28 protein-coding genes are annotated in these 23,225 nt (G+C 63.8%); 11 read left to right on the top strand and 17 right to left on the bottom strand.

Features of this window, described 5'->3' with window-relative positions; all coding sequences use genetic code 11:
• Nucleotides 1-343: 343 nt before the first annotated feature.
• The gene (locus tag HBA54_RS21170) at nt 344-736 is read left to right on the top strand and encodes a GFA family protein (RefSeq protein ID WP_167228392.1); all 393 of its coding nucleotides are present in this window, start codon (nt 344-346) and stop codon (nt 734-736) included.
• Between the two features lie 52 nt (nt 737-788).
• On the opposite strand, the gene HBA54_RS21165 is transcribed toward HBA54_RS21170, so the two are convergent.
• The 7 genes from HBA54_RS21165 to HBA54_RS21135 form a co-directional block, all read right to left on the bottom strand.
• Entirely contained in the window at nt 789-1,679 is an 891-nt protein-coding gene (locus HBA54_RS21165) for a DMT family transporter (RefSeq protein ID WP_167228390.1), read from the bottom strand.
• A gap of 206 nt (nt 1,680-1,885) precedes the next feature.
• Complete coding sequence (locus tag HBA54_RS21160) at nt 1,886-2,251, bottom strand: HU family DNA-binding protein (protein ID WP_205944807.1); 366 nt, start codon at nt 2,249-2,251, stop codon at nt 1,886-1,888.
• Between the two features lie 239 nt (nt 2,252-2,490).
• A complete protein-coding gene (locus HBA54_RS21155) occupies nt 2,491-3,186 on the bottom strand; it encodes an HTTM domain-containing protein (RefSeq protein WP_167228388.1) in 696 nt (231 codons plus the stop codon).
• 6 nt (nt 3,187-3,192) lie between these two features.
• Nucleotides 3,193-3,621 carry a hypothetical protein gene (locus HBA54_RS21150; RefSeq protein ID WP_167228386.1) on the bottom strand — a complete coding sequence of 143 codons (429 nt, stop codon included), beginning with the start codon at nt 3,619-3,621 and terminating at the stop codon, nt 3,193-3,195.
• 160 nt (nt 3,622-3,781) lie between these two features.
• Nucleotides 3,782-4,393 (bottom strand): dihydrofolate reductase family protein, encoded by a 612-nt coding sequence (locus HBA54_RS21145; RefSeq protein ID WP_167228384.1) that lies wholly within the window; start codon nt 4,391-4,393, stop codon nt 3,782-3,784.
• 69 nt (nt 4,394-4,462) lie between these two features.
• Nucleotides 4,463-4,954 carry an SRPBCC family protein gene (locus tag HBA54_RS21140; RefSeq protein ID WP_167228382.1) on the bottom strand — a complete coding sequence of 164 codons (492 nt, stop codon included), beginning with the start codon at nt 4,952-4,954 and terminating at the stop codon, nt 4,463-4,465.
• Complete coding sequence (locus tag HBA54_RS21135; protein WP_167228380.1) at nt 4,905-5,288, bottom strand: ArsR/SmtB family transcription factor; 384 nt, start codon at nt 5,286-5,288, stop codon at nt 4,905-4,907. The genes HBA54_RS21140 and HBA54_RS21135 overlap by 50 nt, the downstream gene beginning before the upstream one ends.
• 160 nt (nt 5,289-5,448) lie before the next feature.
• Between HBA54_RS21135 and HBA54_RS21130 the strand changes: the two genes are divergently transcribed.
• The gene (locus tag HBA54_RS21130; RefSeq protein ID WP_167228377.1) at nt 5,449-5,883 is read left to right on the top strand and encodes a GFA family protein; all 435 of its coding nucleotides are present in this window, start codon (nt 5,449-5,451) and stop codon (nt 5,881-5,883) included.
• 136 nt (nt 5,884-6,019) lie between these two features.
• On the opposite strand, the gene HBA54_RS21125 is transcribed toward HBA54_RS21130, so the two are convergent.
• A complete protein-coding gene (locus HBA54_RS21125; protein ID WP_205944806.1) occupies nt 6,020-6,415 on the bottom strand; it encodes a RidA family protein in 396 nt (131 codons plus the stop codon).
• Between the two features lie 59 nt (nt 6,416-6,474).
• Nucleotides 6,475-7,080 (bottom strand): histidine phosphatase family protein, encoded by a 606-nt coding sequence (locus HBA54_RS21120; RefSeq protein ID WP_167228374.1) that lies wholly within the window; start codon nt 7,078-7,080, stop codon nt 6,475-6,477.
• Nucleotides 7,081-7,321: 241 nt separating this feature from the next.
• Between HBA54_RS21120 and HBA54_RS21115 the strand changes: the two genes are divergently transcribed.
• Complete coding sequence (locus HBA54_RS21115) at nt 7,322-8,227, top strand: transglutaminase family protein (RefSeq protein ID WP_167228372.1); 906 nt, start codon at nt 7,322-7,324, stop codon at nt 8,225-8,227.
• 93 nt (nt 8,228-8,320) lie between these two features.
• Entirely contained in the window at nt 8,321-9,124 is an 804-nt protein-coding gene (locus HBA54_RS21110; protein ID WP_167228370.1) for a DUF1223 domain-containing protein, read from the top strand.
• Between the two features lie 23 nt (nt 9,125-9,147).
• Here HBA54_RS21110 and HBA54_RS21105 read toward each other — a convergent pair whose 3' ends face one another.
• Nucleotides 9,148-9,696, bottom strand: a complete 549-nt coding sequence (locus HBA54_RS21105; RefSeq protein ID WP_167228368.1) for a GrpB family protein — start codon at nt 9,694-9,696, stop codon at nt 9,148-9,150.
• A gap of 202 nt (nt 9,697-9,898) precedes the next feature.
• Nucleotides 9,899-11,788 (bottom strand): molecular chaperone HtpG, encoded by a 1,890-nt coding sequence (gene htpG / locus HBA54_RS21100; protein ID WP_167228365.1) that lies wholly within the window; start codon nt 11,786-11,788, stop codon nt 9,899-9,901.
• Between the two features lie 81 nt (nt 11,789-11,869).
• Between htpG and HBA54_RS21095 the strand changes: the two genes are divergently transcribed.
• From HBA54_RS21095 to HBA54_RS21085, 3 genes are all read left to right on the top strand, one after another.
• Nucleotides 11,870-12,655, top strand: a complete 786-nt coding sequence (locus tag HBA54_RS21095) for a protein-L-isoaspartate(D-aspartate) O-methyltransferase (protein WP_437126235.1) — start codon at nt 11,870-11,872, stop codon at nt 12,653-12,655.
• A gap of 70 nt (nt 12,656-12,725) precedes the next feature.
• Entirely contained in the window at nt 12,726-15,344 is a 2,619-nt protein-coding gene (locus tag HBA54_RS21090) for a helicase-related protein (protein ID WP_167228361.1), read from the top strand.
• 14 nt (nt 15,345-15,358) lie between these two features.
• On the top strand, nt 15,359-15,760 hold the full coding sequence (locus HBA54_RS21085; protein WP_167228359.1) for an RNA-binding S4 domain-containing protein: 402 nt from the start codon (nt 15,359-15,361) through the stop codon (nt 15,758-15,760).
• Between the two features lie 209 nt (nt 15,761-15,969).
• Here HBA54_RS21085 and HBA54_RS21080 read toward each other — a convergent pair whose 3' ends face one another.
• The 6 genes from HBA54_RS21080 to HBA54_RS21055 all read right to left on the bottom strand — a co-directional run bounded on the left by HBA54_RS21080 (nt 15,970) and on the right by HBA54_RS21055 (nt 20,302).
• The gene (locus HBA54_RS21080; RefSeq protein WP_167228357.1) at nt 15,970-16,416 is read right to left on the bottom strand and encodes a hypothetical protein; all 447 of its coding nucleotides are present in this window, start codon (nt 16,414-16,416) and stop codon (nt 15,970-15,972) included.
• Between the two features lie 110 nt (nt 16,417-16,526).
• On the bottom strand, nt 16,527-16,820 hold the full coding sequence (locus HBA54_RS28770) for a hypothetical protein (RefSeq protein WP_205944805.1): 294 nt from the start codon (nt 16,818-16,820) through the stop codon (nt 16,527-16,529).
• Nucleotides 16,814-17,389 carry a nucleotidyltransferase family protein gene (locus HBA54_RS21070; RefSeq protein WP_167228355.1) on the bottom strand — a complete coding sequence of 192 codons (576 nt, stop codon included), beginning with the start codon at nt 17,387-17,389 and terminating at the stop codon, nt 16,814-16,816. Before HBA54_RS21070 ends, HBA54_RS28770 begins: the two co-directional genes overlap by 7 nt.
• A 137-nt stretch (nt 17,390-17,526) precedes the next feature.
• The gene (locus tag HBA54_RS21065) at nt 17,527-18,105 is read right to left on the bottom strand and encodes a CARDB domain-containing protein (protein WP_167228353.1); all 579 of its coding nucleotides are present in this window, start codon (nt 18,103-18,105) and stop codon (nt 17,527-17,529) included.
• A 167-nt stretch (nt 18,106-18,272) separates the two neighbouring features.
• Entirely contained in the window at nt 18,273-19,598 is a 1,326-nt protein-coding gene (locus HBA54_RS21060; RefSeq protein WP_167228351.1) for an NAD(P)/FAD-dependent oxidoreductase, read from the bottom strand.
• 2 nt (nt 19,599-19,600) lie between these two features.
• Entirely contained in the window at nt 19,601-20,302 is a 702-nt protein-coding gene (locus tag HBA54_RS21055; RefSeq protein WP_167228349.1) for a DUF938 domain-containing protein, read from the bottom strand.
• Nucleotides 20,303-20,418: 116 nt separating this feature from the next.
• Here HBA54_RS21055 and HBA54_RS21050 point away from each other — a divergent pair, with 116 nt between their 5' ends.
• From HBA54_RS21050 to HBA54_RS21035, 4 genes are all read left to right on the top strand, one after another.
• Entirely contained in the window at nt 20,419-20,889 is a 471-nt protein-coding gene (locus tag HBA54_RS21050) for a tellurite resistance TerB family protein (RefSeq protein ID WP_167228347.1), read from the top strand.
• Between the two features lie 75 nt (nt 20,890-20,964).
• Nucleotides 20,965-21,309 carry a ferredoxin FdxA gene (gene fdxA, locus HBA54_RS21045; RefSeq protein ID WP_167228345.1) on the top strand — a complete coding sequence of 115 codons (345 nt, stop codon included), beginning with the start codon at nt 20,965-20,967 and terminating at the stop codon, nt 21,307-21,309.
• 507 nt (nt 21,310-21,816) lie between these two features.
• Nucleotides 21,817-22,308 carry a CarD family transcriptional regulator gene (locus HBA54_RS21040; RefSeq protein ID WP_167228343.1) on the top strand — a complete coding sequence of 164 codons (492 nt, stop codon included), beginning with the start codon at nt 21,817-21,819 and terminating at the stop codon, nt 22,306-22,308.
• 74 nt (nt 22,309-22,382) lie between these two features.
• Nucleotides 22,383-23,195: a metallophosphoesterase family protein gene (locus HBA54_RS21035; RefSeq protein ID WP_167228341.1), complete on the top strand. Its 813-nt coding sequence runs from the start codon at nt 22,383-22,385 to the stop codon at nt 23,193-23,195.
• Nucleotides 23,196-23,225 lie beyond the last annotated feature (30 nt).

Here is a 23,225-nt window from a genome sequence, read left to right as displayed (position 1 = left end):
CTCAATGCGCGCCCATTCCTCCTCACTCAACCAAAACAGCTGCCTTGCCATTCAAGCCTCCTATCCTTGGAAACTTGAATCACAAATCCAACTCAACTGGAATCCCCTAATTGGGTACAGACCCTAGAGCAGATCCCGGTCGGATGGAATCGCCGGAGGCGATCCATCGACCGGGTGAATCTGCTCTAACTGTTTGATGGCGATCGGATTCACATGTTTTGGCGCAACCACGAAGTGGTTCCGTCAAAACATGATCCGATCTAGGAGCCCGCGGCGGGCAATTGCAACGGCCGTGCCGTTCGTTGTAACCATGCCGACCGCTTGATTTTGGAGGAGACGCAGCATGGACCGATTCACCGGCGGTTGCCTCTGCGGCAACGTCCGGATTGTGGCGTCGGGGCGCCCCTACCGGGTCGGCCTTTGTCACTGTCTCGACTGCCGCAAGCATCATGGCGCGCTTTTTCACGCTTCCGCGGTGTTCCCTCAGGATGCGGTGACCATCGATGGCGAAACACGCGACTACGCCGGGCGGTTTTTCTGTCCCCGCTGCGGCTCGTCCATTTTCGCCCGCAGCGCAGACGAAATCGAAGTGAACCTGGGATCCCTGGATGCCCCCGACCAACTGGTGCCAAGCTACGAACTCTGGACCGTCCGCCGCGAGTCGTGGTTGCCGCCGTTTCCGCTCACGAGACGATACGACCGCGATCGTGACGCCACGGATCGCTTTGAGGAGTAGGGCGCAGGAACCGTGCGAAGCTGTGACCGATGTCCGCTTTTGCCGTCGCCCTTCACCGGCCTTTGGCGGGCTGCCAGCCGGCGGCCAGCAGGATGCCGCCGGTGGCGAAGACCAGCCCCGCCCAGGCGAGCGCGCTCGGCCACTCGCCCAGCACCGGAATGGCCAGCAGGGCAGCCATACCGGGCACCATCGCCAGCATCGCGGCGGTCGAGGCGGTTCCGATGGAACGGATCGCGGTGGTAAAGAGCAACACCGCCGCCACACTGGGGCCGAGGCCCTGATAGGCGCCCTGCAGCAGGATTTCCGACCAGGGCGCCTGATTGACCGCCTTTGGCAGGAAGGCCAGATAGAGCGGGCCGAACCACAGCAGGTTGATGGTCGGAATACAGACCATCGCCTGCATGGGCGTCAGCTGCCAGGCCTTGGTGCCGATCAGGTTGACGGCAACGAACAGCGCCGCCGCCAGGAACATGAGATGGCCGATCCAGGCATCGGGCGCGACCCCACCGGAGTCCCGGTCCCAACCAATCAGGCCGCAGCCAACCAGTATCACCGCCATACCGGTTACCCGCCAGCGGTCCGGCCGGTCCTTCAACCACAGCCAGCCGAGACCGGCGGCGAAGACCGGCAGAGTGCCGTTCATCATGATGCCGGCGTGAGAGGCCGGCGCGAACTGCAGGCCGCCGAAAGCGAACCCCAAATAGGGCACGCCCTGGCCGCAGGCGATCACCGCGACCTGCCACCAGCGCAGCTTTCGCGGCCAGTGGCGCCACACGAAGGGCGCCACGGCGACGGTGGCGACGGCGAAGCGCAACGCCATCATGTCGTGGATGGTCAGTGTCTGGACGACGCCGAGCCTGGACACCACGACCCAGCCGGACCAGATGACGACGACACCGAAAGCGGCGAGCCATCCGGCCAGCGGAGAAGCGGGATTGGACATTGGCAGGGGTACCCTCGGACGGGTTGCGCTGTGGTCGGGTTATGCTGCGGAGTCAGGTTACCCAGAGGAGCCAGGTTACTACGAATAACCGCTTCCATCGCATACCGAAAGGCAGGAAGCTCTCCCGCCATCAGCCGCAACGACAAAGGCCCCCGCCGACGGCAGGGGCCTTTTTCTTAAGGAGCCCATCATGGGCCTTCAGAAGTTTACTTCAGCTTCCTGGAATGCTTGGCGGCCTGGTCCTTCAGCACCTTGCCGGCGGTGAAGCGCGGCGTCAGGGTCGCGGGCTTGGCCTTGAAGGTGGCCGGCTCACCGGTGAAAGGGTTGGTGCCCTTGCGCGCCTTGGTGGCCGCTTTGTAGCGCATCTTCAGACGGCCGAGATTGCCCATCGGCACGCTGCCCGGTGTCGTCTTGCTGGTGTCTTTCAGCGCAAGGTCGGACATGACCGGCCAGAGGGCATCGAGGAGCTTGCCCGCGTCGCGGCGGCTGAAGGTCGTTCCCCAGTCATCGCCGAGCGCCTTGGTCAGGGCTGCGGCATAGGCATCGGCAAGCTGCGTCTTCGTCACTGTCATCGTTTTTTCCTTGTGTCTGCCCCCGAGAGAAAAAGGGGATCGATCTAGAATGTTGTTAAATACGGCGGGTGCCGCCTGCTTACGCAAGTGGTGGTTAACGAAACGTTAAAGATTGCGCATAGCCGGCCTCTATGTCTCTTAAAAAAAGGCATAGAAGAGACTCATCTGCTCCCGCATGGTTCGCGGTTACCGCGGCGAGGTTCATCAACACCCGCAAACCCGGCACCCGGTTGTCGGCTTCAAAACTGGATCGAGGCAAATACACGGTGCTGAAGCCAAAGGATCGAGGGATAGGCCGCAAGCCAGACCCAGAAGAAACGGTTTAGGCCGAAGAGGACCGCGTTGGCAAGGTGAAACAGGCCCGCAACGCTGAGGCCCGCGATGAGGGTAACAGGGTGCAGCAAGGTCGCGGGGAAAGCGATTTCGAAAAGCATGACCGCCCAGGACGCCGCAAGGACAAGGCGCGGTTGCCTGGCGATCGATCTGAGATTCTCGCTCACGGGGTAGGCGGAGAACTGAAAGACATCGCTGAGCGCGCGGCCGCTGCGCCAGTCCGGATTGACGATCTTGACCCAGCCGGAGATCAGATACGACAGCACCAGCTGCAGGGCGAGGTAACCAAGGGCGATGTCTTTCCAGCTTTGATTCGGGGCGAAATGGCTCAGGCAAAGGCAAATCAGGATCAGCAGACCCATGCGGTCGCTGCCGCCGTTATAGGGGCCCTGGAAGCGATGCAGGATGGGCAGGCTCAGGATCACGAGACCCACTGTCGCCCATTGGCTTTGCACCCCAAACAGAAGGAGCAGAGAGAGAACGATGCGGAGCGCAAAGAGGCGCTGCTCGTCCCTTGCCGCACTCAGGTGCTCAAGGCTTTGCTGCAGGAAAGCGAGCGCCAGGAGAATTTCGGTCAGGCGCTGGGCGCTATCGAAGTCCATGGCGGGTCAGGCGCCGGGGCGGGTCATGAGTTGACGTGGTGAGATATAGGCGACTTCTTTTTGCAAGTCGTCGCCCGCGCGGCTGATGAGGACCAGCCGGAACTGGAAGAACTCATCACCCTCGGCCGGGTTCAGGCTGGCCGCGATGCGGGTGCTGATTTCGGTGACGCTGTGCTCGGTCGGATTTTCAAGCAGGCGTTCGGCGCAGCTGGTGAGGAAAAGCGTGTCGTTCCAGTTGGGGTTCCAGAAAAGACGGCGCAGAACTGTGCCAAACGACAGGTTTTGAGGACGGGGGCGGAACTCCTGCCAGTCGGCGGCAGTTTCATCCGCCGCGCCAAGAAGGGCGAATTCGATGCGGGGGGAAGCCGCAATGGTGTCAAAGAACCGCCAGGAGGGAATCAGCACAGGGGCGAAAAATTTGAGGCTCTTGAGCATGGGATCATGCTTCTGCCGGTTCCTTTTCATCCTTGTCAACGATGTTTCCGCAAAGGCAGTCAACGCCCGACACCACCTGAATAACGGGTGCGCAACCACAGGCTTATACAGGGGTGCAGCAATACCCACTCATCGCTATCGCCAGGCGACAGACGGCGTTTCAGCCTGCCGCGTCAGACCCCGCCGTTCCGCCGGTAGACACGCCCCGCCGATAGATACTCATCGTCGCCCCCGTCGCGGTGGTATCCGCTTTCAGAAGCGTCAGGTTCTTCGGGATCGCGCCCTCGCCGAACAACCGTTTCCCCGGGCCAACGATCACGGGAAACGTCCAGAGTCTGAATTCGTCGATCAGATCATGGACCAGCAGGGTCTGAATCAACTGCCAACTTCCGTGGACCTGCAGCAATGGACCCTCCTGGTTCTTGAGACCGGAAACCGCCTTGGCGATATCGCCTGTCAGGGCCACGGAATTGTTCCAGTCGAGCCTGGTCAGGGTTGAGGTCGCGACATACTTCCTTGCGCTGTTCATCGGGTTTTCATCACCGGCAGCGGAGAAATGAGGCGCGAACAGCGCGTAGGTTTTTCGGCCGAGCAGAAGGTCGTAGGGCGCGGCCATAGCCTCTTTGCCGACCTGTTCCATCACGCCGTCCCAATGCGGGTCCGCCCAGCCGCCATGTCTGAATCCGCCCGAAGGATCTTCCTCCGGCAGTTTGGGCGACTGCATGACGCCGTCGAGAGTCTGGAACGTCAGAATGGCGAGTTCTCTTGTCATGAAATTCTCCCTGCTCAAGACCTTCTCGCGGCCGTATCGCCTGTTTGTGAAAGGCCTAAACCGGCCAGCTCAGTCAGTCGCTTCGCGCAGGACCTTGGCCAAACGTTCGAGGCTCTCGGTTCCGCCGACTTCGGCGCCGAGTTCCCTGGCGTGTTCAGCGGCCTCCGCCGAGGGGAAGAGCATGCGTAGGGTAAGCTTCGTCTTCCCCTGAGCTTCCTCAAAGAGGATGGACATTTCACAGGTGAGGTGCGGATCATCCGCCTTTCCGCCGACATTGGAAAAAGCCAGGCGTTCGGGTTTTTCAATTTCGGTATAGACGCTCCTGCCCGGGTAATCCGTGCCGTCCGGGCCGTGCATAACGTAGTCCCAGACACCGCCCAGCTTGACTTCCATCGCATGCGTCGTGGTGGTGAAGCCTTCGGGACCCCACCATCTGCCGATGTGCTGCGGGTCGGTCCAGGCGGCAAACACAAGCGCGCAGGGCGCATCGTAGGTGCGCGTAAATACCAGTTCATTTGCGGCGTTTGTTTTTGCGGCTACCGATATGCTCTTTTCTGCCATGCCCTCTTCCCGTCGATTGAAGTTCCTGCAGGTAACCGCCCAAGCGATCCAGGCTCTCTTCCCAGGATTGCCGGTATTCCTCAATCCAGTCGGAAACCTCTTTGAGCGGCGCCGCCCGCAGCCGGCACGGCCGCTTCTGAGCATCCCTGCTCCGCTCGACGAGCCCGGCTTTTTCCAGAACCTTGATGTGCTTGGTGACGGCCGGCATCGTCATCTCGAAGGGTTCCGCCAGCTCGGTGACGGTTCTTTCGCCCGATGTCAGTTGGGCGAGAATCGCCCTGCGCGTTGGGTCCGCCAGTGCCGAGAGCGTCCTGTCGAGTTGGTTGGTCGTCATAAAACAAAACCATCTAGTTAATTTACTAAAAGATAAAATATAAACGACAGACTGTCAACGGCCAGTGCCTTGTTTCGGCTCTCTTTGACAGGGATCAAGAAGGCCGGATGGAAATGCTGCTATTCTTGAAGCGGTTTCACAGACAGCGAGGAAGCAGACCATGTCCGACGACAGCAAGATGACCGGTCACTGCCTTTGCGGCGCGGTGAAGATCACGGTGACCGGCGAACACAAGGATGCGGGCGTGTGCCACTGCGGCATGTGCCGGCGCTGGAGTGGCGGGCCGGCCATGGCGCTCGATGTCGGCCAGGACATCGAGATCGAGGGCCGGGAGAATGTGACCGCCTATCGCTCCTCCGACTGGGCCGAGCGGGGCTTCTGCAAGACCTGCGGCAGCAATCTCTACTACCGGATCGTGGAAGCGGACAGCTATGTCATCTACGCCGGCATTCTGGACGGCCAGGACAGCCTGACGCTGAAAAGCCAGATCTTCATCGACGAAAAGCCGGCTTTCTACGACTTCGCCAACCAGACCCAGAACATGACCGGCGCCGAAGTCTTTGCCCTCTATGCGCCCCCGGCGGATCCGAATTAAGGCGCGGCGCGGTTGGACTCTTTCCGGTTTAGACGGCTCCGGCCCGCACCTCCTCCCGGCCACCCAATGTCAGTATCCTATGGGTGGCCGGGAGGAGGTGCGGGCTGGAACCGCTTCGACGTAAGTCGAAAACATTCTAGGGCCGCCTGGCGACGACATCGATTTCAACCCGTGCGCCGACCGCAAGCCCGGTCACGCCGATACAGGTGCGGGCCGGAAGCCTGCCCTCTTCGAAATAGCTTTGGTAGGTCTGGTTCATCGCCGTGTAGTCGCGTTCGAAATGGGTGATGTAGACCCGCGCCTGCACCACGTTCCGAAGGCTTAGCCCAACGCCCTCCAGCACGATGATGAGGTTATCCATCACGCGCCGGGTTTGCGCTTCGATGCCTTCGGGCAGCGCGCGCTCGGGCTCATCCGGCCAGGTCGGCATCTGACCGGTCAGGAAGACCCAGCCGTCAATCTCCGCCGCATGTGAAAATGTGGCCACCGGCTGCGGCGCCGCATCGATCATGTGAAACGTGGGAAGCGGCATCGCAAACTCCTTTATCGCTTTCTTGTATCGCCTTCTTGCCGGGAGGCGATCACGCCGGTTCAGGCGTCCTCCGTCTCCACATCAAAGCGCGTCACGACACCCTGCGCCAGACGGAAGAAGCCGTCCTGCGGTTCGTCCATGGCGAAGACTTCTTCCGGCGTCGCCTTCAGATAGAGCCCGCGCAGGATACGCCCGGCAAGCCCATGGCTGACCGCCACCAGGGGTGCGCCGTCTTCCAGCTCCGCCATCCAGCTCTTCAGGCGGGTCGCGACCAGGGCGTAGCTTTCACCGCCGGGCGTAATGTAGTTCCACTTGTCGGCCTGCCGGGCCGCCCAGGTTTCGGGGAACAGTTCCGCCAGTTGCGCCTCGCTGCGGGCTTCCCAGTCGCCGAAGGAGATTTCCGCGATCCGCGGCTCCAGCGTAATCGCGGCAGGGTCGATGCCCAGGCGGTCGGCCACGATGGCGGCGGTCTGCCAGGCGCGGCCCAGCGGGCTTGAGACGATCTTCGGCGGCGCTGCGTTCTCGCGCCTCAGGGTCTCGGCCAGCAGGCTGCCCATCGCCCCGGCCTGGGCAACGCCCCTGGCGGTCAGCGGCGAGTCCTTCTGGCCCTGAAGCCGGCCGATGGAATTCCACACGGTCTGGCCGTGGCGGACGAGATAAATCATGCAGGCTTCTCCGCAAAATCAGGAAAACGTTGCGGAGCATCCCGCGACAGTCGTGACCGTCGATATCACGGGCAGGCGGCCCTCGCCAAGCGAGACCGGGGTTTCAAGCGGGACGGGGATTTGGGGAGGGCAACCCGCGAACGGTTCCCAACGACCCTGTCATGCTTTAGGATGCCGCTGCCCCGGGCTTCAAGGATCCTAGGCCCAGAGGACCCTGCGTCCCTTATCAAATCGAGCTCACATGACGCTGCTGTCGGTTACCCATACGACGGTCTATCGCTATCAACGGCCGGTCACCTTCGGCGAGCACCGGCTGATGTTCCGGCCCCGCGACAGTCACGACATACGTCTGGTCAATACCGCCCTGATCATCGCGCCCCAGGCGGACATCCGCTGGATGCACGACGTCTTCTCCAATTCCATCGCCATCGCCTCGTTTCAGGAGGCCGCCAGCGAACTGCGCTTCGAAAGCCGCGTGGTCATCGATCACTACGGTCTCGACTATCCGGACTTTGCGATCGAGCCCTATGCCCAGACCTACCCCTTCAGTTACCCGGCGGAGGAAATTGCCGATCTCGGCCGCTCGGTCGAGCGCCACTACCCCGATCCGGACCGCAAGGTGGATGCCTGGGCGAAACGCTTTGTCGAAGGCAGCGGGCCCGTCGGCACCCAGGACCTGCTGACCCGCATCAACAGCGCGATCCAGGCGGAGTTCCGCTATGAGCGGCGCTATGCGATCGGCGTGCAGACACCGGCGGAAACACTGGAAAAAGGCAGCGGCACCTGCCGCGATCTGGCGGTCTTTATGATGGGCGTCGCCCGCGCGCTCGGTTTTGCCGCCCGCTTCGTCTCCGGCTATCTCTACGATCCCGCCGTCGAAGACGACCAGGCCCCCGAGAGCGATGTAACCAACGGCGTGCAAGGCGCCGGCGATACCCATGCCTGGGTGCAGATCTACCTGCCCGGGGCCGGCTGGGTGGAGTTCGACCCCACCAACGGGCAGGTCGGCGGCGCCAATCTGATCCGGGTCGCCGTGGCGCGCGAACCCTCCCAGGCGGTGCCGGTGCAGGGTACTTTCTACGGCGCCACCGGGGACTTTATCGACATGGATGTCGAGGTCCGGGTCACCAAGCCGATAACCACGTAATTTCCATATAAAAACATAAGCTTACAGGCAGAACCCCGCCGTCACCGGAACGTGATTCGCCAGTGAGCGCCGCGATCCGTAACGTCCCCGGCCATGGGTCGCACTTCTATCGCCTTTGGCGCTGTTGTCCTGGTTGCCGGCATTGCAGCCTGGACCGGACAAGCCATCACCAAGTCTCCGTCCTTCTTCGATGCGTCGGCAGAAGCCGAGCCCCTGCAGCTGGCCGAGCTCAGCGGCAATGCGCGTCCGGTGGTGGTCGAACTCTTCACCTCCCAGGGCTGCAGTTCCTGCCCGCCGGCCGATGCGCTGCTGGACGAACTGGCGGACCGCCCGGGCCTGCTGGCGCTGTCCTTCCACGTCGACTATTGGGACTACATCGGCTGGAAAGACCCCTTCGCTTCGGCGGAATACACCCAGCGGCAGCGTGACTACGCCCGGACGCTGGGCCTGCGCTATGTCTATACGCCGCAGATCGTGGTGGACGGCCGCAAGGACCTGGTCGGCAGCCATCGCCGTGCGGTGACCGAGGCGATCGAGGAAGCCGCCAAGCGCAAGAGCGTGGTGGACGTCACCCTGGCGCCCGACGACGGCGGCAAGGTCTCCCTCTCGGCCGGCCACGCACCGGCGGAGGGCGCGACGGTCTATCTGGTCATGTTCGACGACGACCACAAGACCGACGTGGCGCGGGGCGAGAACGGCGGCCGTTCCATCCACAACGCCAATGTGGTGCGCGAATACCGCAAGCTCGGCCGCTGGACCGGCGAGGCCATGGAGTTTTCCCTGGATATCGCTGCGGCACGCGGCGAAGGCCGTGGCGGCTGTGCGGTGATCGTCCAGGCCGGCACCACCGGCCCCGTTCTGGGCGCGGCGATCCTCGACCTCGACACAACCAGCTGAGCGCAACCCTGGTTACTGCAGATCTATTCAGGTTCCGGGGATAGCGCCCGTTCGACCACATCCGCCACGAAGGCAGTCTTGCCTTCGGTATAGGCCCTCCAAACGCCCTTTGAGTCGATGACGAGCTTTCGTTTCAAAGCACCGTATGCTGCGGCAGCCTCGGGGTTAGCGCGAAGATAATCCCGGAACAAGATGCGTTTCAGATGAACGGGCGTGCCGGGAGCGCACAGATATATTCGATGTCCGGGAGAAAGACCGCGGCGGCTGGTAAAGGTCCACATACCATCGTTGTACGGATCACCATGGTACTCACGGTCAGTCTCTTTGAGCAGATCGACAGACCTGACGATGTCATCGGCCGAGCGCAGAACCACATCAATGTCGATCTTGGGCTTGGCACATAAACCCGGAACGGCGGTGCTGCCGATGTGATGGACCTCTAATGCGGTTTCTCCGAGCGTATGCCTGATCGCTTCCTGGAGCTGCTCGAAGACTGCCGGCCAGAGCTGATCGTAAGGCACGACCGCGATGGGACCTGATCTGACGGCTGTCGACACCTCATCAATGAACATCCCGGCATCCTCAGCGTTCGGCGTGGCGCCAAGGCATCGGTTCACGCCGGCAGCCAAACAATACGCTAGATCGGATCATGTTTTGACGGAACCACTTCTTGGTTGCGCCAAAACATGTGAATCCGATCGCCATCAAACAGTGAGAGCAGATTCACCCGGTCGATGGATCGCCTTCGGCGATTCCATCCGACCGGGATCTGCTCTAGCCGCCGGAAACGAGGCCTCTTTCGACCAGGGCGGACAGCCGCCGCGAGAAGGCCGCGGCATCGGGCAGCGGTTCGCCCTCCATGACCAGCGCCTGGTCGAGCAGCAGCCAGGCTGCATCTTCCAGTACACCGCCCGCACCGTCCTTGCCGACCTGATCCGACAGCGCCTTGATCAGGGCGTGATCCGGGTTGATTTCGAGGATCCGGGCGGAACTGCGCTCAAGCTGGTTCTGCTGTTTCAATAGCCGTTCCAGATGCATGTCCATGTCGCCTTCGTCGGCCACCAGGCAGACCGGGCTGCTGGTCAGGCGCCCGGAAGGGCGCACGTCCTTCACGGCATCCTTCAGGGTCAGCTTCACGAAGGCGATCAAGGCATCCAGCGCCGGGCTGCTGTCCTCGGACTTCTCCGTATCGCTCTCTTCCTCGCCCTCCGGCTTGGCCACCTTGTCCAGATCGGCGCCGCCCCGGGTCACCGACTTGAAGGGCTTGGCGTCATAGTCCGGCACGGCAGTCAGCCAGAAGTCGTCGACCGGGTCGCTCAGCAGCAGCACCTCGACGCCCTTGGCGACAAAGCCTTCGATCTGCGGGCTCTTGGCCAGGGCCTCCGGGTCGCCGCCGGTAATCGTATAGATGGCGTCCTGGCCCGGTTTCATGCGCGCGACATAGTCGGCCAGGCTGACCAGCCCTTCGCCCGCGGTGGAGCGGAAGCGCGCCAGTTCGATCAGGGTGTCGCGCTGCGCCTGGTCCTCGTAAAGGCCCTCCTTGAAGACGGCGCCGAAGGTATTCCAGAAGGTCGCGTATTCCTCCGGCGCTTTTGCCGCCTTCTTCTTCAATTCGCCCAGCACCCGCTTCACCAGGGCGCTGCGGATCTTCGCCAGGCGCGGGTTGTTCTGCAGCAGCTCACGGCTGACGTTCAGCGGCAGGTCCTCGGTATCGACGATGCCGCGCAGGAACCGCAGGTAGGACGGCAGCAGTTCGCTGCAGTCGTCGGTGATGAAGACACGCTTCACATAGAGTTTGATCCCGGTCTTGCGGTCCGGGTGAAACAGGTCGAAGGGCTTGGTCGAGGGGATGAACAGCAGGCCGGTGTATTCCAGCACGCCCTCGGCCTTGAAATGCAGGCGCAGCCAGGGCTCGTCGAAGGTGTGGCCGACATGGTGGTAGAATTCCTTGTACTGCTCCTCGGTGATCTCGCTCTTGGGCCGGGTCCAGAGCGCCGAGGCGGCGTTCAGGGTCTGGTCGGGCTCGTCCTCCTTGCGCGATTCCAGGATCACCGGCACGGCGATGTGGTCGGAATAGGTGGCGACGATCTGGCGGATCCGCATGGGATCGAGGTATTCCTCGTCGCCGTCGCGCAGGTGCAGGACGATACGGGTGCCGTGCGCCGGCGCCTCGCCGTCCTCGGCCACGCTAAAGGCGCCCTGCCCGTCGGAGGTCCAGCGCCAGCCCTCGGCCTCGCCGGCCTTGCGGGTGCTGACCTCGACCTGCTTGGCGACCATAAAGGCGGAATAGAAGCCGACGCCGAACTGGCCGATCAGGCTGGTCCCCTCCGGCTTGCTCTCCAGCTGCTCGACGAAGGCGGCGGTGCCGGAGCGGGCGATGGTCCCCAGGTTGTCGATCAGATCCTGGCGGCCCATGCCGATGCCGTTGTCGGCGATGGTCAGCGTCTTGGCGCCGGGGTCGGCCTTCAGGCGAATGGCGAAGCTGCCGTCCTCACCCATCAGTTCCGGCTGGGTCAGGGCCGCGTAACGCAGCCGGTCGCAGGCGTCCGAGGCATTGGAGATCAATTCCCTGAGGAAGATCTCTTTTTCCGAATAGAGCGAGTGAGCGACGATATCGAGAAGGCGGCTGACCTCCGCCTGAAACTGCATTTCTTCCTGCGCCATCACCAAATCTTTCGTTTCGTGCTTCTTGATTGCTTGGGCCTGCCGCTCTCCTCAAAGAAAAGAGCGCAGCCGCCGACAGATATGTGCGCTATCTATAAGGACTACAAGCCCTCCCCCCTAAGGAAAACCGCCGGAGAGGACCGCATCATGACCGATCACCATGCCACCGTGCGCCAGGCGGAAAGAGCCGCCATGGTGGAAGCGGTGGTGGCGGAAGCCGCCGAGGCGGCGGACTGGCTGGGCGATGAGCCGCTGGACGGCAAGGTGCTGCAAGCCCTGGCAAAAGTGCCGCGCCATGCCTTCGTGCCCGGCCGGCAGGCGGCAGCGGCCTACGAGAACCAGCCCCTGCCCATCGGCGGGCGGCAGACCATCTCCCAGCCCTTCATCGTCGCGGTGATGAGCGACCAGGCAGAGATAACGGCGGGCAGCCGCGTGCTGGAGGTCGGCACCGGCTCAGGCTATCAGGCCGCCATGCTGGCCGAACTGGGGGCCGAGGTTTTCACCCTGGAGGTGCTGCCGGGCCTGGCGGCCGAAGCGGCGGCAAAGCTGGCGCACCTGGGCTATGACCGGGTCCATTGCCGCCAGGGCGACGGCGCGGCGGGCTGGCCGGAGGCCGCACCCTTCGACGCCATTTTGGTGACCGCCGCCGCCGACAGGGTTCCCGGCGTCCTGCTGGACCAGCTCGCCCCGGGCGGGCGGATGATCATCCCCCTGGAAGAACAGGACACCGCCACGCCGGCCCATTGGCGCCGCCCGCGCCAGACCCTGGTGAGGATCGACAAGGCCGCCGACGGCAGCCTGAGCGAAAAAGCGCTGCTGCCGGTCGCCTTCGTGCCGCTGACGGGGCCTTCCGCTGCCCGAAAATAGCCCTGATGCGTCACGCCGGGCGGCCAGGGAAGGCTTGCAATGAGCCCGTAAAATCCCGATTCTGTAGGCTATGTCGCTTTTCGCGCAAGCGCAGGATAAGGCCCAGGTAACCGCCGTTCTGGGGCCGACCAACACCGGCAAGACCTATCTGGCCATCGACCGCATGCTCGGCCATTCCAGCGGCATGATCGGTTTCCCCTTACGCCTGCTGGCGCGGGAAAACTACGAGCGCATCGTCCAGATCAAGGGCGCCGCCCAGGTCGCCCTGGTCACGGGGGAGGAAAAGATCGTCCCGCCGGGCGCGCGCTACTTCTGCTGCACCGTCGAATCCATGCCGGTCGACCGCCCGGTTTCCTTTCTGGCGGTGGACGAGATCCAGCTCTGCGCCGACCCCGAGCGCGGCCATATCTTCACCGACCGCCTGCTTCATGCCCGCGGTTTCGCCGAGACCATGTTTCTGGGCGCCGAAACCATCCGCCCGGTTCTGCAGGCCCTGGTGCCCGAAGCCATCTTCGTCACCCGGCCGCGTTTCTCCACCCTCAGCTATACCGGGCCGCAGAAGCTGACGCGCCTGCCGCCGCGCTCCGCCGTGGTCGCCTTTTCCGCCTCCGAGGTTTACGCCACGGCCGAGCTGCTGCGCCGCCAGCGCGGCGGCACGGCGGTGGTGCTGGGGGCGCTGAGCCCGCGCACCCGCAATGCCCAGGTGGCGATGTTCGAGGCCGGCGAGGTCGACTACCTCGTCGCCACCGACGCCATCGGCATGGGCCTCAACCTGAACCTCGACCACGTGGCCTTCGCCAAGCTGCGCAAGTTCGACGGCCGCGGCCAGCGCCGCCTGACCGCGCCGGAGGTCGGCCAGATCGCCGGGCGGGCCGGGCGCCACATGAACGATGGCACCTTCGGCACCACGACGGAAATCGGGCCGCTCAGCGACAGTCTGGTGGAGGCGGTGGAGAACCATGTCTTCCCGCCGCTGGCCTTCGTCCACTGGCGCAACCCGGATCTGGATTTCCGCGATCCCGAGCACCTGCTGAAAAGCCTCGACCGCCGCCCGCCGCGCCCGGAGATGCTGCTGGCCCAGCAGGCCGACGACCAGGTCGCCCTGGCGATCTTGGCAAAGGAGGCCGAGATCGCCGCCCTGGCGACCACGCCGGCAAACGTCGCCCTGCTCTGGGAAGTCTGCCAGGTGCCGGACTTCCGCAAGATCCTCTCTGACCATCACGCCCAGTTGCTGGCGCAGATCTATGTCAGGCTGATGACCAACGAAGGCCGCCTGCCGGAAGACTGGGTGGCCGCCCAGCTTGCCCGGCTGGAACGCAGCGACGGCGACATCGACCAGCTGGTCGCGCGCATCGCCCATATCCGCACCTGGACCTATATCACCCATCGCGGCGACTGGCTGGATGACGTCGAACACTGGCAGGACCGCGCAAGGGCCATCGAGGACGCCCTTTCCGATGCCCTGCACGAACGCCTGACCCAGCGTTTCGTCGACCGCCGCGCGGCGGTGCTGGTGCGCCGCCTGCGCGGCGACGGCGAGTTGATCGGCGCCGTGCGCAAGAACGGCGAGGTGGTGGTGGAAGGCGAGTTCGTCGGGCGCTTCGCCGGCTTCCGATTCGAACTGGACGAAGAGGCCAAGGGCGAGGACGCCCGCCCCCTGCTGGCCGCCGCAAGGCGCGCCCTGGTGGGCGAGATCCCCCGGCGCATCAAGCAGCTGGAGCAGGACAACGACGGCGCCTTTGCCCTCAGCGGCAACGAAATCACCTGGCGCGGTACCCCGGTCGCCCGCCTGCAGGCCGGTGACACGGCACTGACACCTGGGATCGAGGTGCTGCACAGCGACTTCCTGGACGGCCCGGCGCGCGAGCGGCTGCGCAAGCGCTGCATGCTCTGGCTGACCCGCCATATCCAGGCCACCTTGAAGCCGCTCATCGCGGTCCAGAAGGCCGAGCTTTCGGCCCCCGGCCGCGGCCTGCTCTTCCAGCTTGTCGAGGCGCTGGGAACCCTGCCGCGCCGCCCCTTGAGCGCCCAGATCGCCCTGCTGACCAAGGCCGACCGCAAGGCCCTGGCGGCGCTCGGCGTCAGGCTTGGCGCGGCCAGCCTGTTCCTGCCCAGGCTGCAGCAGCCGCGCATGCTGCAACTGCGTGCCCGTCTCTGGGCCCTGCGGGCGGGCTGCGAAGAACCGCCCCTGCCGTCGGTCGGCACCAAACTCTTCGAACTGACCGATGCCGCCAGCCTGACCCGCGACGTGGAGGGCTTCTGCCATGCCCTCGGCTTTCGGCTGGCAACCCGCAGAAGCGGCGCGCCCCTGGCGGTCAGGGCCGACGTGCTGGAACGTCTCTCCCGCGAAGCGTACCGCCTGTCGGCCGAGAACGGATCGCTGAGCCTGACCGCCGAGCTCTGCAAGTTGGCGGAGGCAACGGAAGCGGACATGGCGGTTTTGCTCTTCGCCCTCGGCTATCGCCGGCAACAGGAAGGCGAAGGCACCGTCAGCTACAGCCGCCGGGGTGCCCGTGCAAAACCGCGTCAAAACGCTGCGGCGGGCGTGGCAGCGACGGCAGAAAACAAACCCGCCAAGCGGCCGAAAAAGCGCGGCAGGAAACCGTCGCGTCAAAGCCTGGAGGATGAGAAGCGCTATGCCGACTCGCCCTTCGCGGTGCTGCGCAACCTGGCCCTCAGCGGCAAGTAAGCTGTGACCGCAACATGAGCGAAACCGGCAAAGGGCTGCGCGCCGACAAGTGGCTATGGTACGCGCGCTTCTTCAAAACCCGCAGCCTGGCCAGCAAGGTCTGCCAGGCGGGTAAGCTGCGTCTTTCCGGGCAGGGCGTGGTGAAGCCCCACCACAAGGTGCGGGCCGGGGACGTTCTGACCTTTCCCCAGGCGTGCCACATCCGGGTGATCAGGGTCGTCGCCCTGGCCGAACGCCGCGGCCCCGCCAGCGAGGCCCAGGCGCTCTACGAGGACCTGAAACCGCCGGAAGCGGAAAGCCGCCTGCCCCGCGGTACGCCCTCGGCCACCGCAAAGATCGCCCTGCGCGATCCGGGTACGGGCCGCCCGACCAAGCGCGAGCGCCGCGACCTGGACAGGCTTCGCGAACCGGAGTGACCTGGCGATAAATTCCGGCGCTTCCCCCCAAAAGGAAAACTGCCCGCTCTGGCCGTGCAGAGCGGGCAGCGCCGAACAACGTTGCATCCTGGAACGGACCTGGTGCGTCTACTCCAGGTATTTCATGAGGCACAGGGGCGCCCTTGCGGCTGACCTGAAGCCGTCTCCGCGATCCTGAAGACAGACGCCCTGTGCCAGTTGCCGGAAGTTCAGTCTTTGGGACAGTTGGTGCCATTGCATTGGTGACAACCGCCATCTACGCCGCCCGGTCCCGCCGACACATAGCAAACCTTACCGCCGATCCAACAACCGAATTGAAACGGTTCCGAGCCCGTTGAGTTGAAGCCGCATCCCGCCGCTTCAGGATTGCGGTCGATCGCCTTCAGCCGGATCTTACTTTGGTTCAAAGGGGGCAGGTCCGGACCCGCGTTTTTCAGCGATAACAGTACGCGATCAAGCTGGCGTTTTTGCGTAGGGTTAAGCTGCGAATAGCGGACAACCTCTCTTCCTTCATCTGTCTGAATGACAACAGGAATAGAGTTCTTGTTTGTCGAGAACGTCTTATTGCTTTGCGCAAGCGCACCACCCGATGCCGTCATCAGAACCGACGATGCCAAGACAACTGAAAAAGCTATTTTGAAGAGATGTTTAAACACGACAACCGTCCTTTCAATATCGTTGAAAGACCAGTTGTCGTCGGCACAAGACCGGAGGGTTCAAAACATCGCCATCACAACCTTAGAGAACACAAATAGGTCATAACCCGTCACGCAGCATTCCGGGTCGCCCGGCGGAGCACCGCTGAAAGCGCCGCCAGTCCGGCCGCAAGGTCCGGCATGGAAAGCAGGCCGAAGCCAAGGCGGAAGACACGCGGCTCCTCGCCGAACCAGTCGCCGTTGCCAAACCGGACATCGTGAGCGGCCGAAGGATTTCGACAGCCGCCGGGTGCTACCGCAACTGTGTCTGCCTGAGCTGCGGCCACGCCTGGGACGCCGGGATCGAAGAGGCCGTCGAGGTGCTGGGCGCGGTGGTCGGCGGCACGGCATAGCAGCGCTACCACCCGACAACCGTCAGCTTCGGCCAGAGCGCTTGCCATCGCGTGACCTTGGCCCGGTAGATCGCCGCCGTGATCTGCGTCTTGTTCGGGCGGACGATAAGCCGCATCAGATCGTCGAAGCCGAAGGGCGCGCAGATATCCATGCCCCCTTTGGAAGGACGGATGCCGACCGCGGTCGCGGTGGTGGGGAACGTGGCGATGGCCGCCTCGGCCGAGCGGTAGGGCGGGATGGCATAACCGAACTTGGCTTCATACCAGAGGTGCACCCGCGCCTCGTTCTTCACATCGAAACGCGTCGACGCGCCGTCGAAGAGCGCGTTGATCCGCCGGCTGTGCCGTACCTCGGCCTCTTCGGAGAGATCCGCCGCATCGAAGTAGACGAGGTCGATATCGCTGATGCCGAAAACGGGCGGGAAATCATGCGCCTGGTTCCAGACCGTTTGCGCAACGGCGCCGGCAACCAGCCGGACATCCGGCAGCGCGATCTCACCCCAGGCCGCGAGAACCGGGCCGAGCAACGGGCTGTCCGTCACCGCGCTCTCAAGCTGTCTGATCTGCGCCGTTGCGTTCATACCTGATGCCGGCTCTTCGCGGAAAACGCCGCAGACTACTGTCTTTTCGTTGAGGATGAAATGTAGAGCGGGCGCGGGTGCCGTTTTGCAGCGCCCGCGCCCTTTCACTTCAACTGCGTTCAACCTGTCATCCGGGTTCAGCCGGCCGGGGCGACGCAGTAGCCTTCCATATAGTTATTCGCTTCACCCGAGAGGCCTTCGTCGACCTCATTTTGTGAATCGATCTCCACTGTGAAACGTGCCATGCCATTCTTCCAAGCCTGCTGCGGAATGACGAAGGAATCCAGATCGGCAGAAGGGCCGGGATTGATCGGACCGTAGGCACGGGCGCTGGTTCCGGGGTAATCCAGGAAATCGACCTTCACCATAAAATGGCCGGCCGTCTCGTTACCGTTGTTCTTCACCGCGATGACCACGGACTTGGCAACACCGCCGCCCTGGTTGCTGCCGCAATACCCGGACATCGGCGCCCCGACCAGCGGGCCGTTGGGGTAGGGTTGTTTGAAGACCAGTTCCGCATGAGAGCGCTTGATCTCTCTGCCTGCCTTGGGGGCAACGGGTAGGCTTTTGTCGGCATTCGGGCTCGAGGTACCTACATTGACATGCGGTTTTGTCCGTTCGAATTTCTCCTTCGCCGCTTCTGCGGGCACGGAAAGGTTCAGGACGCCAGCGGAAATCGCCGCCAGGGCGACAAGGCTTAAAGCTTTGGTTTTCATTGAATTTTCCTCGATCTTCTGGAGCCGAGCCGCGGGACCTGCCAGGCCGCAGCGTTGTGTTCTGCAGGGTTAGGCGCAGCGGCAGGCGGAAAGGTTCAATGGCAGAGGAATCAACAGCCGGGCGTTCGCCGCGGGGCCGGAAATGGGGAAACAGGCGGCGGGAAACCCTAAAGCCGGTCCAGCAGGGCGTGGTAGGCCATGCCGGCGACAAGGCTGGGCCAGCGCAGCAGGGTGCCGCCGGGAAAGGCCGGCGTCGGCACCGAGGCGAGAAGGTCGAAGCGCGCGCTGTCGCCCGCGATGGCCTCGGCGATCACTTTGCCCGCCAGCGAGGTCAGCGCCACGCCCTGACCGGAAAAGCCCTGGGCGTAGTAGGTGTCCTCTCCGAGCCTGCCGTAAGCCGGCAGGCGGTTCATCGTGATCGCCAGGGTGCCGCCCCAGGCATGGTCGATCTTCACGTCGGCCAGCTGGGGAAAGACCCGGAGCATACAGCGCCGCACCAGCCCGGCGATATCCCGGGGATAGGCCGCGCGGTAGGACTCGCCGCCGCCGAACAGCAATCGTCCGTCAACCGAGAGGCGGTAGTAGTCGAGCACGTGTTTTGAATCGGCGACCGCCGCGTCGTTGCTGATGATGGACCGCGCGCGCGCCGCGCCCAGGGGTTCGGTCGCGATGATGAAATTGTTGATCGGCATGATCGTCCCGGCAATGCGCGGTTCGATCTTGCCGAGATAGCCGTTGCAGGCGAGCACCAGTATATCCGCCGTCACCTCGCCCTGCGGCGTGCGCACCAAATGACGCCCGCCTTGGCGCGTCAGGGCGGTGGCCGGGGTCTCCTCACAGATCCGGGCACCGGCTTCGCGCGCCGCCGCGGCCAGGCCGAGCACGTAGTTCAGGGGATGAAGATGCCCGGCGTCGGTGTCGATGCAGCCACCGTGATAAAGATCGCTGCCCAGCATCTCGCGCATCTCCTCGCGTGAGACCGGGCGGATGTGCGCATAGCCGTAGTCGTCGCGCAGGCCGGTGGCATAGTCGAGAATCTCCTGCAGGTGCGCGGCCTTGAACGCGGCGGAAATCAGGCCGGGGCGCAGGTTGCAGTCGATGGCGTGGCGGGCGATCCTCTCCCGCACGATGGCCTTGGATTCCTCCGCCAGATCCCACAGCATCCGCGCGCGTTCGGCGCCCATCAGGCGGGTCATCGCCGCTGGCTCGACACGCTGGCCGCTGCAGAACTGGCCGCCGTTGCGCCCGGAGGCGCCCCAGCCGATGCGCTGGCTTTCCAGCACCACGGTCTTATAGCCGCGCTCAGCCAGGTGCAGGGCTGTGGCAACGCCGGTGTAGCCGCCGCCGACGATGCAGACATCGCAGCTTGTGCTGCCGTCCAGCGGCTGCGGCGCCGTCAGGCCCTTGGCCGTGGCGACGTAGTAGGTGTCCGGATAGCGCCGGGTCGCGCTGGTTTCTGGGGTGACCTCTGGGGTGGTCTCTGCCGTGGTCACGGTTACGCCGACTCCGCATCCTGCCGGGCGAACCACAGTGCCAGATTGTTGGCGGGCATTTCGCGGATCAACGGTTGCGACAGGCCGGCGTCCTGCGCCAGGGCCGTCACCGCCTCCAGGTCGCGCACCCCCCAGGCCGGGTTCTGTCTGCGCAGGTTTTCATCGAAGGCCGCATTGGACGGGGCCGTGTGAGTACCGCCACGCTTGAAGGGACCGTAAACGAACAGGCCGCCGCCCGCGGCAAGGTGACGCCCGGCCCCGGCAAACAACCCCTGCGCCGCCGCCCAGGGCGCAATGTGGATCATGTTGATGCAGACCATGGCATCGAAGACCGCCTCATCAGCTGGCAGGCGCCAGTCGTCGGCGGTCACGTCGACGGCCAGCGGCGCGCGCAGGTTGGCAGCCCCTGCTGCCTGCCGGGCCGCATCCTGCCGATAGGCCTGGATGCTGAGGCGCGATTGCGGGTCGGGCTCGCTGGTCTGCCAGACGATCCGGGGGAACCGGGCGGCAAAGTAGAGCGCATGCTCCCCGGTCCCGCTGGCCAGTTCCAGCAGGCGGCCGGAAGCCGGCAGCCAGTCGGCCAGAGCGGCGGCGATCGGTTCACGATTGCGTGCGGTGGCGGGCGCATGGCGGCGCGCCTCCGGGCCCGGCGGGGCCGCTTCTTCGGGTAAGGCTGGCGTCTGCTCGTTTATTGGATCGGGCATCGGATCGGGACCTCTCTGCAGAGGCAAGCTATGCCAGGCCCCGGGTCGTCGGCAAGCGCCAAAGACCGCACGAGGCCTGGGGTTGCACCGAACAACGCAGGGTGATAGGCAAAGCCATGCTCGATAAAATCAAGGCGTTTTTCAACGACCAGCTCGACGCTGGACCAACCGCCGCCGGCAACCACGGGACCGACCAGCTGCAGCTCGCAGCGGTGGCCCTGCTGGTCGAGGCCGCACAGATGGATGACGACTTCGGCACGGCGGAGCGCAGCAAGATCATCGAACTGGTCCAGCGCCGTTTTGAGTTGAGCGAAGCCGCCAGCCATGAGCTGCTGCAGGCGGCCAGCGACAAGGTCGACCAGTCGATCCAGATCTTCGGCTTCACCCGTGTCGTCAACGATGCCTTCTCAGCGGACGAACGGGTCGAGATGATGGAGATGCTGTGGGAAGTGGCTTATGCCGACGGCGAGCTGCACGACTATGAGTCGAACCTGATGCGGCGCCTGGCCGGACTGCTGCACGTATCCGACCGGGACAGCGGCGAGGCACGCAAACGCGCCCTGGCGCGCCTCGGGCCGGAATCATAAGGCCGCCAAAACGGCTGTTCAGATAATGGAAACAATCAAGAGGGCCTTGAACGGCCGCACGAGGAGAGTTGAACGATGACCTACGTCGTTACCGAAGCCTGCATCAAGTGCAAGTACATGGATTGCGTCGAGGTCTGCCCCGTCGACTGTTTCTACGAGGGTGAGAACATGCTGATCATCCACCCGGACGAGTGCATCGACTGCGGCGTCTGCGAGCCCGAGTGCCCGCCGGAGGCCATCGTTCCCGATACCGATCCGCAGGCCGAGACCTGGCTGGAACTCAATCGCGAATACAGCGACAACAAGTGGCCCAACATCACCCGCAAGGGCGAGGCGCCCGCCGATGCCGACACCTTCCGCGGCCAGGAGGGCAAGTACGAAAAATACTTCTCGGCCAATCCCGGCAACACCGACGGCTGAGGTAGCAGCGGTTCTGAGGTAGGGCGGTTCTGATTAACGGTGGGCTAAGTCGAGTGTCTTGGGCCCGCCCGGGACTTCCGCCGGTCAATCACCTGATCGATGGATTGGCGGGATCACACCACCGGAACGGGAATTTTATCCTGATCGTCTGATTCCGATCCTGGTGCCGCGCATTAACCTTGTTGGGCCTTGATAGGCTTCTATCCCTTGGGGAAGCGGCGCTCTTCGCACCTGCGGTAGTTGTTTTTCACCGCCGTATGTGATAATTAGATGACATGAAGAGCTGTTAGTGAAGGACGCGCCATCGAGGATAATCGGAGGCGCGGCCATTGCGTTCGTGCATTGGTCTTGGGGAGCAGCAAGCACCATTGCCCGGACAGTGTGATTACTTGGCGACCTGGCATCGCTTTGCGCGACGGTCCCAGAAATAGGCGTTCCTTAGCTTCGGTCGTAAAGAGTTCAGGGGGAACCGCGACCGGACAAGGTGCCGATTGGAGAGAGCGGAGCATGGCAAAAAGCGAATACGATGAGGGTGATTACGTTGTCTATCCGACCCATGGGGTTGGGCGGGTATTGGGTATCGAGACTCAGGAAGTTGCCGAGGTAACCCTGGACCTGATCGTTATCAAGTTTGAAAAGGACCGCATGACCCTGCGGGTTCCCGTCAACAAGGCCGCGAACTCCGGCCTGCGCAAGCTTTCAAGCCGCAAGATGATGGATACGGCGCTGACAACCCTGAAAGGGCGCAGCCGTGCCAAGCGGACCATGTGGAGCCGCCGGGCGCAGGAATACGAGGCAAAGATCAATTCGGGCGATCCCGTCTCCATCGCCGAGGTGGTGCGGGACCTGCATCGCAGCGCCGATCAGCCGGACCAGTCCTACAGCGAGCGGCAGATGTATCAGGCTGCCCTGGACCGCCTGGCCCGTGAGCTTGCAGCGGTCGAAAAGATCGACGAGACCGCGGCCGCGACCAAGCTGGAAAAGCTGCTGGCGGCTTGACCGGTCAGCCTGACCGGGCGTTCCGGCCGGGCAGTCCGACGGATCAATCTCTTCGGAAGTAAGGTGCCAGCACCATGGGGAATCGCCAGAAATTCGCGATTCTTCATGGCGCCCGGCGGATCTGGGCGGTCTCCTCGATCCACGGGCAGGCGGCACAGCTTGATCGTCTTCATTTTGCCCTGACCGGCCGGCTGGCCTTCGGCGACCGTCTGGTCTATCTCGGCAACATGATCGGGCGCGGCCCGGACACCATAAACACCCTCAACGCCCTGCTGCGGTTTCGCAGCCTTTTCATGGCGCGCCCCGATGCCTTTGCCTGCGACGTTGCTTTCCTGCGGGGCAGCCAGGAGGAGATGTGGCAGAAGCTGCTGCAGCTCCAGTTCGCGACCGACCCCAGGGGCGTACTGCAGTGGATGCTGGATCAGGGTCTTGCCGCCAGCCTGGAGGCCTACGGGATCGATCCGGGCGAGGGCCTGCGCGAGGCCGCTGCCGGGCCGCGCCAGTTGACGCGCTGGACCAGCGCCCTGCGGCAGGGCATTCAGCAACATCCGGGGCATTACGAACTGCTCGGCAACCTGCGCCGCGCCGCCTACACCAAGGAGCACAGTGGCGAAGAGGGCCTGCTCTTCGTGAACGCCGGCCTTGACCCCGCACGCCCCCTGGAAGCCCAGAAAGACAGTTTCTGGTGGGGGGCGGCGCATTTCACGGATATGGAAACGCCCTATGACGGCTTCGCCCGTGTCGTGCGGGGCTTCAGCCCCCACCATCCGGGCCTGGAGCTGGGCAATTTCACGGCGACCCTGGACGCCGGCTGCGGATTCGGCGGCAAGCTGCTTGCCGCCTGTTTTGGCGCAGATGGCCGCATTGAGGATCAAATTGAGGCCTAAAACCATCTTTTAAGGCGATTCCAGCTGCCT

The organism is Pelagibius litoralis (assembly GCF_011683915.1).
In the GTDB taxonomy this organism is placed as follows: Bacteria; Pseudomonadota; Alphaproteobacteria; order Kiloniellales; family Kiloniellaceae; genus Pelagibius; species Pelagibius litoralis.
Note: the sequence above shows the minus strand (reverse complement) of the source record. Positions and strands in the feature narration are given on the sequence as shown.